The 13,032-nt window shown below is 59.7% G+C and carries 13 protein-coding genes; all 13 read right to left on the bottom strand.

The window, feature by feature from the left end; all coding sequences use genetic code 11:
* Positions 1–177: 177 nt before the first annotated feature.
* Positions 178–1,176, bottom strand: coding sequence for an ADP-ribosylglycohydrolase family protein (locus F8N43_RS27255; RefSeq protein ID WP_150631712.1), 999 nt, complete (start codon positions 1,174–1,176; stop codon positions 178–180).
* Positions 1,173–1,886, bottom strand: a complete 714-nt coding sequence (locus tag F8N43_RS27250) for a GntR family transcriptional regulator (protein WP_150631713.1) — start codon at positions 1,884–1,886, stop codon at positions 1,173–1,175. Before F8N43_RS27250 ends, F8N43_RS27255 begins: the two co-directional genes overlap by 4 nt.
* 239 nt (positions 1,887–2,125) lie before the next feature.
* Positions 2,126–3,094, bottom strand: a complete 969-nt coding sequence (araH, locus tag F8N43_RS27245) for an L-arabinose ABC transporter permease AraH (RefSeq protein WP_150636025.1) — start codon at positions 3,092–3,094, stop codon at positions 2,126–2,128.
* Positions 3,095–3,106: 12 nt separating this feature from the next.
* On the bottom strand, positions 3,107–4,651 hold the full coding sequence (gene araG / locus F8N43_RS27240) for an L-arabinose ABC transporter ATP-binding protein AraG (protein WP_150631715.1): 1,545 nt from the start codon (positions 4,649–4,651) through the stop codon (positions 3,107–3,109).
* Between the two features lie 66 nt (positions 4,652–4,717).
* Positions 4,718–5,722 carry a substrate-binding domain-containing protein gene (locus F8N43_RS27235; RefSeq protein ID WP_150631716.1) on the bottom strand — a complete coding sequence of 335 codons (1,005 nt, stop codon included), beginning with the start codon at positions 5,720–5,722 and terminating at the stop codon, positions 4,718–4,720.
* Between the two features lie 115 nt (positions 5,723–5,837).
* Complete coding sequence (locus tag F8N43_RS27230; RefSeq protein ID WP_150636027.1) at positions 5,838–6,656, bottom strand: SDR family oxidoreductase; 819 nt, start codon at positions 6,654–6,656, stop codon at positions 5,838–5,840.
* A gap of 197 nt (positions 6,657–6,853) precedes the next feature.
* Positions 6,854–7,729 carry an SMP-30/gluconolactonase/LRE family protein gene (locus F8N43_RS27225; protein ID WP_150654612.1) on the bottom strand — a complete coding sequence of 292 codons (876 nt, stop codon included), beginning with the start codon at positions 7,727–7,729 and terminating at the stop codon, positions 6,854–6,856.
* Positions 7,730–7,858: 129 nt separating this feature from the next.
* Positions 7,859–8,575 carry a FadR/GntR family transcriptional regulator gene (locus F8N43_RS27220; RefSeq protein WP_150654611.1) on the bottom strand — a complete coding sequence of 239 codons (717 nt, stop codon included), beginning with the start codon at positions 8,573–8,575 and terminating at the stop codon, positions 7,859–7,861.
* Between the two features lie 213 nt (positions 8,576–8,788).
* Complete coding sequence (locus F8N43_RS27215) at positions 8,789–9,349, bottom strand: DUF1285 domain-containing protein (protein ID WP_150636032.1); 561 nt, start codon at positions 9,347–9,349, stop codon at positions 8,789–8,791.
* Positions 9,350–9,365: 16 nt separating this feature from the next.
* On the bottom strand, positions 9,366–9,974 hold the full coding sequence (locus tag F8N43_RS27210; protein WP_150631721.1) for a DUF4823 domain-containing protein: 609 nt from the start codon (positions 9,972–9,974) through the stop codon (positions 9,366–9,368).
* A 168-nt stretch (positions 9,975–10,142) separates the two neighbouring features.
* Positions 10,143–11,111 carry a GTP 3',8-cyclase MoaA gene (locus tag F8N43_RS27205; RefSeq protein ID WP_150631722.1) on the bottom strand — a complete coding sequence of 323 codons (969 nt, stop codon included), beginning with the start codon at positions 11,109–11,111 and terminating at the stop codon, positions 10,143–10,145.
* Positions 11,112–11,249: 138 nt separating this feature from the next.
* Positions 11,250–11,891, bottom strand: coding sequence for a TetR/AcrR family transcriptional regulator (locus F8N43_RS27200; RefSeq protein ID WP_150631723.1), 642 nt, complete (start codon positions 11,889–11,891; stop codon positions 11,250–11,252).
* Between the two features lie 342 nt (positions 11,892–12,233).
* Positions 12,234–13,019 carry a TatD family hydrolase gene (locus F8N43_RS27195; RefSeq protein ID WP_150654610.1) on the bottom strand — a complete coding sequence of 262 codons (786 nt, stop codon included), beginning with the start codon at positions 13,017–13,019 and terminating at the stop codon, positions 12,234–12,236.
* Between the last annotated feature and the right edge of the window lie 13 nt (positions 13,020–13,032).

Raw genomic sequence — 13,032 nt, 5'->3', positions numbered from 1 at the left:
GAAGTCGACATAACATCCCGGCGATCCTGGCCGTAGTTGTGCGATCCATTGCGGGTGATTTATTTAAATACGCGGTGCGCCTATCGCGAGCAAGCTCGCTCCCACAGGTACGGCGTGTGCCGTGAGGTTTGCACTATTCCTGTGGGAGCGAGCATGCTCGCGATGGCGTCAACCCAGTCAACGCAAAGCCAACAGCCCTTGCACCAACGGTTCCAGCTCCAACGAATTAACGGCTTTGACCTCGTCGATCATCGCCACCGGCCAACTCTCAAGTCCCAGACAGGCCCCCAGCATGGCCCCCAGAATCGCCGCGATGGTGTCCGTGTCGCCGCCCAGACTGGCGGCCATGCACACCGCTTCGAAGGCATTCATCTCACCGATGGCCACTTGTTGCGCCAGGGCAAACGAAACCACCACCGACTCCTGAGACGCCACTGAAGTGCCAATCACGTCATACATCAAGTCCGCCAGGAACGCCTTGTCACTGTCGACGCTGATCGTCCGCGCCCAACTGATGCGTGAGGCAATGCGCCCGCCCGCGACCCAGTGGCCGTGGCTTTCCGCTTGCTGGGCGATTTGCTGGCCGAGGTTCAATGCTTCGCCCAGGTCCATGCCATTGATGCCCGCCGAGACCACTGCCGCCACCGCCGCTGCGCTGGAAATGCCCAGCGTGGTGTTATGAGTGACCTGGCAGGCCTGCACCACCGCGTTGATGAAACGCTCGGGATCGGCGACATCCGCCGAAATGCCGACCGGCGTGATGCGCATCGCCGCGCCGTTGGTGGTGCCGTAGCGGCCGGCTTCTTCCGGCGAATGGCCGGCGAGAATCATTTCGATCGCCCGTTTGGTCGACGGCCCGAGCAAATCCTGTGAGCCCTTGGCCTGCATCACGGCTTCCCATTCGATCAGCCGTTGAGCCAGTACCGACGGTTCGATCTTGCCTTCGCCGTCGATCAACAACTGACCGACCAGAATCGCCTGCTCGGTGTCGTCAGTGATCGAGCCTTTGGGCATGTTGGCCGCGATCGGTTGATCGGGGCCGGCGTCTTGCAGACCGGTGATCTCACCGAAACGCGCCTTGATTTCGGCGCGGCTCAGGGATTGTGTCGGCATGCCCAGCGCATCGCCCAGGGCCAATCCGTAAAACGCGCCCAGCGCACGATTAAGTGCGGTCATTGCGGGTTTCCGAATTGCAGGTGCAGGCGGAAGTGCACGGGATCAAGCAGGCTTTCGACCTGTTCCATGAAGCGGTTCTGCCGGTCGTACGTGGTGCGCAAGGCTTTGAGAAACACTGTACCGACCGGACGACCCAGCAGCTCGGCGTCTTCGGCGCTCAAGGGTTCAGCGCCGATCCATTGATCGCCGCGCTCACCGATGTAGCCGTACGCGGCCAGGGTGATGGTCAGGGAATTGTCGATCAGGCCGACACGCGGCAGGCTTTCCAGGCCTCCGGTGGCGGGCATCAATGAGCGTTCGAGGGAAACCAGCTTGCCGTCGGTGGAACGGCGGCGGCGGTCGAGGGTGATGAACTGGTCAGTGCCGAAACGCGGCAGCAGGTCAGGCCGGGTCACCGCCTCCAGCCGCAGCACTTCGGTATTGATCAGCGCCCCGCTGTCGGCCAGGGCCTGCGCCCAGCCGTTGCGCTGATCGAGCACCACACCGTCGAACGTGACGATGGAACCGACACCGCTTTGCGTCGCGATGTAGTGGCGCCGTTTCAGCTCGGCCAGGGCTTCGCGCAGCGTGCCGCGGCTGACTTTGAATTCTTGAGCCAACTGATGCTCGCCGGGCAACAGAAAACCGTCCTCCAAGAGGCCGCTTTCGATGCGCCGGATGAGTTCGTCGACCACCCGTTGTTTCTTGTCAAATCGTACCTGTCTAATCATGTACAAATTGATAACCGAAACGGGGTTGGGCGAGCAAGGAATATTTCAGGGAGGTGACGGGAGGAGGGAGCCAAAGCGACCGCTTCGCGGTCAATCGCGAGCAGGCTCGCTCCCACAGGGGAATGCATTCCAAATGTGGGAGCGAGCCTGCTCGCGAAAGCAATGGCTCATCCAACCTCAATGTGTCAGATCCACCGCTATCGTGAGCAGTCCGGTCTCACTCCTACAAATAAAGGGTGTCAGCGTTGTTTGAGGCGGTCGATGACCACAGCCAGCAGCAAAATCGAACCGCGAATCACGTACTGGTAAAACGTATCGATGTTCTTCAGGTTCATCGCATTCTCGATGATCGCCAGAATCAATACCCCGGCGATCACGTGCCGGATCATGCCGATCCCGCCACTCAGCGACACCCCGCCGAGCACGCAAGCCGAGATCACCGTCAGCTCGAAACCCTGGCCGATCATCGGCTGACCGGACGTCATCCGCGACGCCAGAATCACCCCGGCCAATGCCCCGATCACGCCGTGCACGGCGAAGATTATGATCTTGGTCCGGTCAACGTTGACCCCGGCCAGCAGCGCCGCTTCCTGGTTGCCGCCGATGGCCATGGTATTGCGCCCATAGGTGGTGTAATTGAGCAGCCAGCCGAAAAACAGGAAGCAAACGATGGTGATCAGAATCGGCACCGGCACACCAAACAACTGGCCGTTACCGAAGACGAAGAACGACTCCTGCGACACGCCTACCGCTTTGCCATTGGCAAAAATGTAAGCCAGACCGCGAACGATCTGCATGGTCGCCAGCGTGGTGATCAACGCATTGACCCGCAGCTTGGCGATCACGATCCCGTTGATCAGCCCGACAATCAGCCCCATGAACAGCGCCGCCGCCACGCCGAGAAAAACGCTGTCGGTGTCGCGCATCACCACCGCCGCGACCACGCCGGCACAGGCAATCACCGAGCCCACCGACAAGTCGAAATGCCCCGACGCCAGGCAATACAACATGGTGCACGCGGCAATACCGGTGGTGGATATCGCCAGCCCCAGGCCGCGCATGTTCAGCGGCGAGAGGAAGTTGTCGATCAGCAAGGTGCAGAGCACGAAGATCCCGACGGCTGCGAGCAGCATGACCCAGTCATCAAGGAAGCGCCGCAGGTCGAGGGGTTTGCGCTGGGTAGGAAGAGCGTTGTTTTGGGTTGTCATCATAGTCACCTCTCAGTTCGCCACGCCGTCAGCGCGTTGGCGCGGCAAAGCCAGTTGCAGCAGGTTGGATTCGTTGGCCTCGTCACGGGACAGTTCGCCGCGCATCGCGCCTTCACAGAGCACCAGGATGCGGTCGGAAATACCCATCACTTCCATCAGGTCGCTGGACACCACAATCACCGCGATACCGCTTTCAGCGAGGTTATGGATGATCTGGTAGATCTCGGCTTTGGCACCGATGTCGATGCCGCGAGTCGGTTCGTCGAGCAACAGGATTTTCATCGGCATCGACAGCCAGCGGCCGAGAATGGCCTTCTGCTGATTGCCGCCGGACAGGTACATGATTTTTTGCGCCGCGTTGGGCGTCTTCACTTTCAGCGCCTTGATCTGCTTGTCGGCGTTGCCTTTTTCCCACAGTCCGCGCAACAGGCAACCGAAGGTGGAATGAGCGCCGCGCGCGCTGATGTTGATGTTCTCGGCGACGCTGGAGAGCGGCATGATGCCCTCCTTCTTGCGGTCCTCGGGACACAGCAGAATGCCGGCGGCAATCGCATCGCGGGGTGAACGCAGCTTCAGTTCATGCCCGCGCAATTCCAGGCGCCCGGCGGTGTTGCGCTCAAGGCCGCTGAGTATGCGGAACAGTTCGGTACGCCCCGCGCCAACCAGACCGAACAGCCCTAGAATTTCACCTTTGTGTGCGTCGAAACTCACCGGCTCGCGCAAGCCCGGCCCGAGCAGACCGTCGACCCTCAGCGCCACCGCGCCACGCTTGCGCGGGCGATAATCGTAGATGTCCTGAATGTCGCGCCCGACCATGCACGTGACCAATTGATCATGGGTCAGCTCACTCATGTCCTCGAAGGTGCGCACGTAACGGCCGTCCTTGAACACCGTCACCGCGTTGCAGACGCGGAACACTTCTTCCATGCGATGGGAAACGTAGAGCACCACTTTGCCTTCGTCGCGCAGGCGCCCGATGATCGCCATCAAGCGATCAATCTCCCGCGCCGAGAGACTGCTGGTCGGTTCGTCGAATGCGATCACATGCGCGCCACGGGACAACGCCTTGGCGATTTCCACCAGTTGCCGCTGGCCCAGAGACAGGCGCCCGACTTTCTCCTGCGGATCAATTTCATCGGCCAGGCCTTTGAGGCAGGCCAACGCTTGCTGACGCAGTGCGCCGCGATTGATCAGGCCGAAACTGGCGGGCAGATGACCGAGGAACAGGTTTTCCGCCACGGTCATTTCCGGGACCAGGTGCAGCTCCTGATGGATCACCGCGACCCCGCTGCCGATGCTGTCGGCGGTGGATTTGAAGACCATCGTCCGCTCGCCGATCTGCAGGTCGCCGCTGCTCGGCGTGTAGGCGCCGCCGAGGATTTTCAGCAGCGTCGATTTGCCAGCGCCGTTCTCGCCCATCAAGGCGTGAACCTGGCCCGGATGGGCGACGAAGCTGATGCCATCCAGCGCCTTCACCCCGGGAAAGGTCTTGCCGATCCCGTTGAAACGCAGGCTGCCGCCGACGCCGTTGTGTTGTGTCTGTACTTGCGCGTGCATAAAACCACCTCATCACACAGATCAGGCAGCCCTGTCGCCAGGGCTGCCAATGAAATCAACCGCGCCTCAGTTCCAGAGGCCGATCTTTTCCAGTTCCTGCTTGAAGTTCTCGCGCGTGATCAGGGTCACGTCGTCCATCGCCGTGTATTTCGGTGGTTCTTTGCCGGTGGTGACCCACTCGAACATCATGCTCGCGGTGTTGTAGCCTTCGATGTGCGGGCTCGGCAGCATCGAGCCGAAGAAACCGCTGTTGGGTTTTTTCAGTTCGCCGATGGCGTCGGTGCCGTTGATGCCGATGCCGATCACGTTGGCTGCGGCAAACCCGGCGCTCTCGGTGGCGCGCACGCCGCCCAGCACGGTGTTGTCGTTCATGCCGCCGATGATCAGGTTTTTCGCCGCGCTCGGCAGTTTCACCAGCGCCGAGTTGGTGGCGTCCATGCTGCCCGGCACGTCGAGGGTTTTAAGGGCCGAGAACAGGATGTGGTCTTTCGGCATACCGGCGTCTTCCAGCGCTTTGACCGAACCGTCGGTGCGCTTTTTGCCGGTGTCGAGTTCGTTGTAGGTGTTGATGACCGCGTAGGTGTCTTTCCAGTCCCAGCCGCGTTTTTTCGCTTCCGTGGCCATCGCCGCGCCCTGCTTCTGGCCGACTTCGAACGCCGCCATGCCGAGGTACGGAACGTCTTCCATGAACTTGCCGCTGGCATCGACGAAGCGGTCATCCACGGCAATCACTTTCAAACCATTGAGTTTGGCTTTGGCCATGATCGCCGGGCCGAGGGACACGTCCGGCGGGCAAATCACGAAGCCCTTGGCGCCGTTGGCCGCCAGGCTGTCGATCGCGGACAGGGTTTTCTCGCCGTCCGGCACGGCGATTTTGATCACCGTGAAGCCTTTATCTTTGCCGGCCTTTTCGGCGAAGGCCCATTCGGTCTGGAACCAGGGCTCTTCCGCCTGTTTGACCAGAAAACCGATCTTCACTTCCTCGGCCGCCAGCAACGTACTGCTCAGGCTGACCGCGGTGACCGCCAAAGCGGCACAGCACAGGGAACGGATCCCACGACGACGATTCATAAGCTGACTCCTTGTTATTTTTTTTGAGCGTTAATTTGAAAGCCGGTGCAGCAAATAGTCATATCATATGATGATTGGATTTCAAGCGGAATTCCGCGCCTGAAATGCGTTTTGCCTAGTCGTGATACATCACCGAGCGACCACCATCGATGGTGATGCACGATGCGTTGATAAAGGGCGCTTCGTCGCTGGCGAGGAAAACCGCTGTCATCGCCACTTCAATCGGCTGGCCAATGCGGCGCGGCGGATGCAGGTCGAAAGCCCGCTGGCGTTCAGCGTGGGGGTCGGCAAAACCGTTCCAGTAATCGACGTTGAGCTGGGTTTCGATGTAGCCCGGCGCAATGGCGTTGACGCGAATGCCCTTCGGCGCGTATTCGATGCCGAGCGCGCGGGTCAGTCCGAGCAAACCGTGCTTGGCCACCGGGTACGGGAAGCAGCCGGGAATGATGTGCGTGGAATGGGTCGAGGCAATGTTGATGATGCTGCCGATGCCCTGCTCGATCATCTGCGGCAACACCGCTTTGCAACCGAACCAGGCGCCGTCCAGGTCGATGGCGAAGCAGCGGCGCCAGTCTTCTTCAGTCATTTCCAGCGGATCGCGGAACACGTTGACGCCGGCGCAGTTGACCAGCACGTCGATGCGACCGTGACGTTCCATCGCCAGATTGGCCATAGCGTCAAGATCCTGCTGCCGGGACACGTCAGCCGTGATCGCATGAACGTTGAAGCCTTGATCACGCCACCGCGCCGCGACTTTTTCGACTTTCTCGGTCTGGATATCACTGATGATCAATTTGGCCTGTTGATGGGCGAAGGCAGCGACGATCGCCTCGCCGATGCCTTGGGCGGCGCCGGTCAGCATCACAACCTTATCTTTCAGGCGCTTGCCCTTGGGCGGTTCGGCCAGCGCCGGCAAGGAGAGTCGTTCAGCCATGCATCAAGCTCCCTTTTCCAGGCACGACAAAAACCGGGCATCTGTCGATGTCCGGCCGAAAAAAGTTCTGGAAAATCGCTGCATCACTTCACCTGTTTTGTTTTTTTAAGTGTGAGTGCGTGTAACTGATGGAGCCGACTATAAACCCGACCGCCAAATAATCTCAATATATAATTTTACATCCCATATTTTGGGATTTATCCAGCAAATCTGGTACAGGGTTTTCCGGGTACATCGACCTGAACAGCCAACACCGCGCCGTCCAGCGGATGGTTACGCGGGCTGGCAGCGCTGGTGATGTACAGGGTTTTCAGGTCGGCGCCACCGAACACGCAACTGGTAGGACGGCTGACCGGCAATTCGATTACGCGATCGACATGACCGTCCGGCGTCAACCTGAGCAGGCAACTGCCGTCCCAACGTGCATTCCAGAGGTAACCCTCGGCATCCATCGCCGAGCCATCCGGGCCGCCACGTTCATGCGGGCCAAACCAGACTTGCGCGGGCTCGAGGCCGCCGTCGGTGCGAATGAAATACTCGTAGAGCGTGCCATCGAGGCTGTCAGCGAAGTACAGCGTGGTGGCGTCGTCACTCCACAGCAACGTGTTGGGAATGCCCAAGCCACGAAGCAGCGGCGTCACCCGGGCATCGCGGTCGATTCGAAACAGGCCGCCAGAACGCTGCACAACAGGCAGGTCTTCGCCGTTTTCGCCGATGTTGTTCTGCATGGTGCCGAGCCAGAGCCGGCCGTGGGCATCGCAACGGGCTTCGTTGCCGCGATTGCCGGGCTGCGGATCGGCGACACAGAGCAAGGTCAGTCGTGGCGCGAGGCCTGGTGAATCCAGATCGAGCCGATACACGCCACTGCTCAACGTCACCAGCGCATCGCCGCTTTCGCAGGGGATGAAGGCCGACACGTGCTCCGGCATCTGCCAGATCTGCACGTTGGCGCCGATCAGCCGCAGCGCTTGTTTGCCGGCGATATCCACCCAATAGAGCGCCTGCGTCGGCACATCCCAGAACGGGCCTTCGCCCAGTTGCGCACGGTGTCCGGTAACCGCATGCCACGCCATGAAACCTCCTTTCTTTTTGCTTTTATGTGGGAGCGAGCCTGCCCGCGAAAGCGGTGGGTCAGGCGAAATCAGTATTGAATGTGCCGGCCTCATCACGAGCAAGTTCGCGCCCACAAGGGGCCTGTGTTTTTAGCCGGCTTTTTTGTCGGCCATGACTTTGGGGTAGAAACGTTTGATGGCCAGGTCAGCGTTGTCGATCAGCGTCATGCAGGCCCATACACCGCGTGCTGCATCGCGAGCGGCGATGGCGTCGGCCATGTCTTTGTGAATCGGTAGCGTACGGCGCAATTCGTCCGGATCGGCGGCGGAAACCTCAAAAGAGACGGCCAGGAGTGCGCCGAGGGCCGGGACCATTTGTTCGATGAACTGATTGTGGCTGGCCGCGAGGATGCACTCGTGGAAGAACTGGTCGGCGCGGTTGTAATCGATCCCGCTGTCCACCGCCCGTTCCAGCGCATTGTAGGCCTGAAGCACCGCTTGCACCTGCTCGCCACTCGCCCGCTCGCAGGCCCAGCGCACGGCCATCGGCTCGATGGTGCGGCGCAGGTCGAGCAGATCGTCGACGAAGTTTTCCGGCAAGCCGCTGCGCGACAGCCAGCCGACGACTTGCGGATCGAAGAGGTTCCAGCGCCGCACCGGCAACACCCGCGTGCCCACCTTGGGCCCGACTTCGAGCATGCCTTTGGCGACCAGGGTTTTGATGGCTTCGCGTATGACCGTGCGACTGACGCCGAGTTGCTCGCCCAGATCGGCTTCGACCTTGAGGGTTTCGCCGGGTTTTACCTGGCCCGCCGCAATCCAGCAACCCAGCCAATCGACCGTCGATGCGTGAAAACTGCTGGACATGGGCACCTCAATGCTGGGACGGCACAACGCCGTTCGCGATGGTTGCTTACGCTAATCATCATACGATTGGGTGTCAATTTGATTTTTCGGAAGAATTCACAATCCCAGTGTGGGAGCGAGCCTGCTCGCGATGGGGCAATAACAGTCGATATCTTCGTTGACTGATACACCGCCATCGCCGGCAAGCCGGTCTCGCTCCCACAGGGTTATGGGTTACGGCTCGAGGCCGATGGGGAAGAAAATGCCGCCGCTCCACACACCGAGCCAGCGTTGCCCATCGATCTCACGAGTCACCGCCAGCTCCACCAATTGGTAAAACACATTGCGATGAATCAACGCTTCGAGATTGGTGCGCACATGCACATACGGCGCAGGCTCTTGTGTCACCGGATCAATCACCACGCGAATCGCATGTTCGGCACCCGCCTCGGCGGTTTCATCGACGTTGGTGGTGAAACGCAGGACTTGGGCTTCACCCTCGCCTTCCACGTCGAGGGCAATCGCCACGAACGGTGCATCGTCGACCTTGATGCCGACTTTCTCGACCGGGGTAATGAGGAAATAATCATCGCCGTCGCGGCGAATGATGGTGGAGAACAGTTTGACCATTGGCTTGCGCCCGATCGGCGTGCCCAGGTAATACCAGGTGCCGTCACGGGCGATGCGCATGTCGATGTCGCCGCAGAAGTCGGGGTTCCACAAATGGACCGGTGGCAAGCCTTGGGTCTTGGGGATTTGCCCCAACAGGTCGTTGGCTTTTTGCGGGCCGCTCATGGCGTTCTCCTTGGAATTACTGGTCGCTGAGCCCCAGCAGGCTGCGCGCGTATTGCCGCAGTGGCGGGCCCATCAGGTCTTCTGGCTTTTTGTCGTGGAACGTCAGTAAACCGCCACGACTCTTGATACGCGCAGTATCAATCAAATACTGGGTGCTGGTCTCGATCAACATGATCTGAATTACGCCGGAGTCGATACCGAGACGATCCACGGCTTCCTGATCGAGCCATTCGTCCGAGTTGCCAATACGGTCATCAGACTTGGCGAAACGGGTGTAGAGCAGGTAATGCGCACCGGCCGCACGGGCTTCGCCCATGGCCTGGTCGAGACCTGCCGGCGCGCGCGCGCGACGGACCATCGGGAAGTATTCGATAAAGCCGTCGAAAGCGACTTCGGCGATCACGTTAGGTCGCGGATAGACCGCACTACCCGGCGGCACAAAGGCACCCTGAGCGATGTAGACGAACGAGTCCGGCTGAATGCGCAGGTTGTTCACGCGGCGGCTGTCGCTGTGGTCGAGCAGACCCGCGTCGCTCAAGTGGTAGCGAGTCCCTTCAGCCAGATCGCTCACATTCATGCAGCCACCAAGCGCCAAAACGGCCAGCAGCAAAACCAGGCTACGCATCCTACCCTCCAGAGGCCGGTGACGGAAAACCGGCGAATGGCCATTGGATGCAGCTTCCGCGCCAGCTCAAGACAGCGTCGCCCGATAGATAGCAATCGCGGGCAAGCCACGCTCCCACCTGTATTGTGCAAGCCTGTGGGAGCGTGGCTTGCCCGCGATGAGGCCCGATCAGCCGCCAATAATCTTCATGACTGTCGCGCCACCGGAAAACGCCACTTCCTGCTTGTCACCCAAGGCTTTCACCAAGAGTCGCTGCAAAGCCGGCAAAGCCTGATGGCGCGGCTTGTCCAGCAGGTCGCCGACATAGTGGCGGTTGCTCGACGACAGGCAGCCATGCAGCCACCCGGTTGAAGACAGGCGCAGCCGCGAGCAGGTTCGGCAGAACGGAACGCTTTCGTTGGCGATTACACCAAAATAGCCCTGACCTGGAATTTCGTAGCGCACCGCCGTCGCGTCAACCGGCGCATCGGCCTGGAGGTACTCATAGCGATCTCCGATCAGGCTCAGCAACTGCTGAAGGCTGACGAACTGTTGCAGAAAAGCGTTGTTGTCACTGGCCAGGTGCCCCATGCGCATCAGCTCGATGAAGCGCAACTCGTAACCGCGCTCCAGACAGTAATCAAGCAGCGGCATTACCTGATCGAGGTTCTGCCCGCGCAACGGCACCATGTTGACCTTGATCTTCATGCCGGCGGCACTGGCCTGGTCCATGCCATCGAGCACAGTCGCCAGATCGCCGCCGCGAGCAATGCTGCGGAATGCGCCGGCATCCAGGGTATCGAGGGAAACGTTAATGCGACGAATGCCGGCATCAACCAGCAGGGGCAGTTTTTTCGCGAGCAATTGACCATTGGTGGTCAGGCTGATGTCTTGCAGGCCCATCTGCCCGACGGCGGTCATGAAGGCTTCGAGTTTGGGGCTGACCAGCGGCTCGCCGCCGGTGATGCGCAGTCGCTCGATCCCCGCCGCTTCGATCAGATAGGCAACACCGCGAGCCATGGCTTCGGCCGACAGTTCATCCTGCGCAGCGACCAGCCGCTTGCCGTTGGGCACGCAGTAGGTACACGCGTAATTGCAGGCGGAGGTCAGGCTGATTCGCAGATTGCGGAAACGCCTGCCTTGACGGTCAACGATCATGGTCACTCCGGCACAAGGAAATCGGACGACGTAAAACTTGACTCACAAATCAAGTTTTGGCAAGTCCCATGCCTGAGTATATTCCTGAGGTACTGCGCCATATAGCGAAATCATGGCGCAATAAGGCAACTGAATGACTCAGGTGCCAGGGGGGATGTCGGTATCGCGCTTGCGCTTGTTGCCCATGCGTACGCCGATGTCCATCAGAAACTGGAAGAAGCCTTCCTGATCTTCCAGCACATTGCTCCAGAACGGCGAGTGATACAGCGCCACGGCGCCGTGCACCAGCGCCCACGAGGCGCAGTAATGGAAGTATGGCGGCACGTCTTCGAGCTTGCCTTCGCTGATCCGACCTTTGATCAGCAGGGTCAGGCGTTCGAAGTTCGAGGCGCGAATCTTGTGCAGCTCCTCGATCATCTCCGGCACCTGGTTGCCCTTGACCACCTTTTCTTCCAGGCGATCGAACAAGCGGTAACGTTGCGGATCACGCATGCGGAATTCGAAGTAGGCCCGGGACAGTGCTTCCTTGTCCTTGTCGACATCGGCCGAATGCAACAGCTCGTTCAAATCGCGCTCGTAATCGAGCATCAGGCGCAGATAGATCTCCGCTTTGGATTTGAAGTGCTTGTAGATCGTGCCTTTGCCGATACCGACGGCATCAGCAATCATCTCGACGGTGACACTGTCTTCACCTTGGTCGAGGAACAGCTTGAGCGCGGTATCGAGAATTTCTTGCTCGCGGCGACGAAATTCACGGACCTTACGAGGTTCTTTATGCATAAGAAAAGGTCTGTCGGGGTCAAAATTCGAAGCCGCGTATTATGCCTAACTTGCGGCAAAATGCACGGATCATCCATCCATATCTGTGTTTCCAGATGAATTCTGGTCGGGCCGTCATTTAATGAGAACGCTTCAGAAGCGCACGTATTCCAAAATTGTTTAAAAACCTGGCCCGGTAAACTGGACTCGGCGCGATACTGATCAATACTTCAACTGTCGGCGGGGCATCTCCCCCAAGTGCCGCGCCGATATTGGTACCAACGGACCGCGTACCATTGTTTTACTCCTAATGGTCTTAACCCGGATTCCCCCCCCAGAACCCGGGTTTTTTTTGCCTGCGATTTAACCTTTCACATGCGCCAGCGGAAACAGCCGCTTGAAGTTCTCGGTCGTCTGCCGGGCAAATCGCTCATAGGATTCACCGCGCAACATCGCCAGAAACTCTGCCACTTCCCGCACATATTGCGGCAGGTTCGGCTTGCCGCGATAAGGGATCGGCGCCAGGTACGGCGAGTCGGTTTCCACCAGCAATCGGTCGGCAGGCACTTTACTGGCCACGTCACGCAGTGCATCGGCATTGCGGAACGTGACGATGCCGGACAGAGAGATGTAATAACCCATGTCCAGCGCCGCTTTTGCCATGTCCCAATCTTCGGTGAAGCAATGCAGGACGCCGGCCTGAGGCAACGCAGCCTCGCGCAACAGGTTCAACGTGTCGGCTCGGGCACCGCGAGTATGAATGATCACTGGTTTGCCGGTTTGCTGCGCGGCTTGCAGGTGCAGGCGGAAGGATTCCTGCTGCAACTCCGCCGCTTCAGGCTCGTAGTGATAATCCAGGCCGGTTTCACCAATCGCCACCACACGCGGATGATTGAGCTCATGCAGCAGCCAATCCAGCGCTGGCGCAGCGCCCGGCTGCACGTCCAGCGGGTGCACGCCAACCGAACAGTCGACATCGTCATAACGCTCGGCCAGGGCTTTGACGTCGGCGGCGTTGTCGACACTGACGCCGATACACAGAAAGTGCCCGACTCCACGCTGGCGGGCCGCGTCGAGCGCGGCATCCAGCGAGCCGTCATGGGCGACGAGGTCAAGGCGATCAAGGTGACAATGGGAATCTACGAGCATAAAAGGGCTGCAA

The organism is Pseudomonas fluorescens (genome assembly GCF_902498065.1).
Classification (GTDB): Bacteria; Pseudomonadota; Gammaproteobacteria; order Pseudomonadales; family Pseudomonadaceae; genus Aquipseudomonas; species Aquipseudomonas fluorescens_BJ.
Note: the sequence above shows the minus strand (reverse complement) of the source record. Positions and strands in the feature narration are given on the sequence as shown.

What these genes read in the sequence shown, in the direction of transcription:
- F8N43_RS27255 (WP_150631712.1), bottom strand. Translation starts at nt 1,176, where the DNA reads ATGACCGCACTTAATCGTGCGCTGGGCGCGTTTTACGGATTGGCCCTG.
- F8N43_RS27215 (WP_150636032.1), bottom strand. Translation starts at nt 9,349, where the DNA reads ATGAGCGGCCCGCAAAAAGCCAACGACCTGTTGGGGCAAATCCCCAAG.
- F8N43_RS27235 (WP_150631716.1), bottom strand. Translation starts at nt 5,722, where the DNA reads ATGAATCGTCGTCGTGGGATCCGTTCCCTGTGCTGTGCCGCTTTGGCG.
- F8N43_RS27220 (WP_150654611.1), bottom strand. Translation starts at nt 8,575, where the DNA reads ATGTCCAGCAGTTTTCACGCATCGACGGTCGATTGGCTGGGTTGCTGG.
- F8N43_RS27230 (WP_150636027.1), bottom strand. Translation starts at nt 6,656, where the DNA reads ATGGCTGAACGACTCTCCTTGCCGGCGCTGGCCGAACCGCCCAAGGGC.
- F8N43_RS27250 (WP_150631713.1), bottom strand. Translation starts at nt 1,886, where the DNA reads ATGATTAGACAGGTACGATTTGACAAGAAACAACGGGTGGTCGACGAA.
- F8N43_RS27195 (WP_150654610.1), bottom strand. Translation starts at nt 13,019, where the DNA reads ATGCTCGTAGATTCCCATTGTCACCTTGATCGCCTTGACCTCGTCGCC.
- F8N43_RS27210 (WP_150631721.1), bottom strand. Translation starts at nt 9,974, where the DNA reads ATGCGTAGCCTGGTTTTGCTGCTGGCCGTTTTGGCGCTTGGTGGCTGC.
- F8N43_RS27200 (WP_150631723.1), bottom strand. Translation starts at nt 11,891, where the DNA reads ATGCATAAAGAACCTCGTAAGGTCCGTGAATTTCGTCGCCGCGAGCAA.
- F8N43_RS27225 (WP_150654612.1), bottom strand. Translation starts at nt 7,729, where the DNA reads ATGGCGTGGCATGCGGTTACCGGACACCGTGCGCAACTGGGCGAAGGC.
- F8N43_RS27205 (WP_150631722.1), bottom strand. Translation starts at nt 11,111, where the DNA reads ATGATCGTTGACCGTCAAGGCAGGCGTTTCCGCAATCTGCGAATCAGC.
- araH (WP_150636025.1), bottom strand. Translation starts at nt 3,094, where the DNA reads ATGACAACCCAAAACAACGCTCTTCCTACCCAGCGCAAACCCCTCGAC.
- araG (WP_150631715.1), bottom strand. Translation starts at nt 4,651, where the DNA reads ATGCACGCGCAAGTACAGACACAACACAACGGCGTCGGCGGCAGCCTG.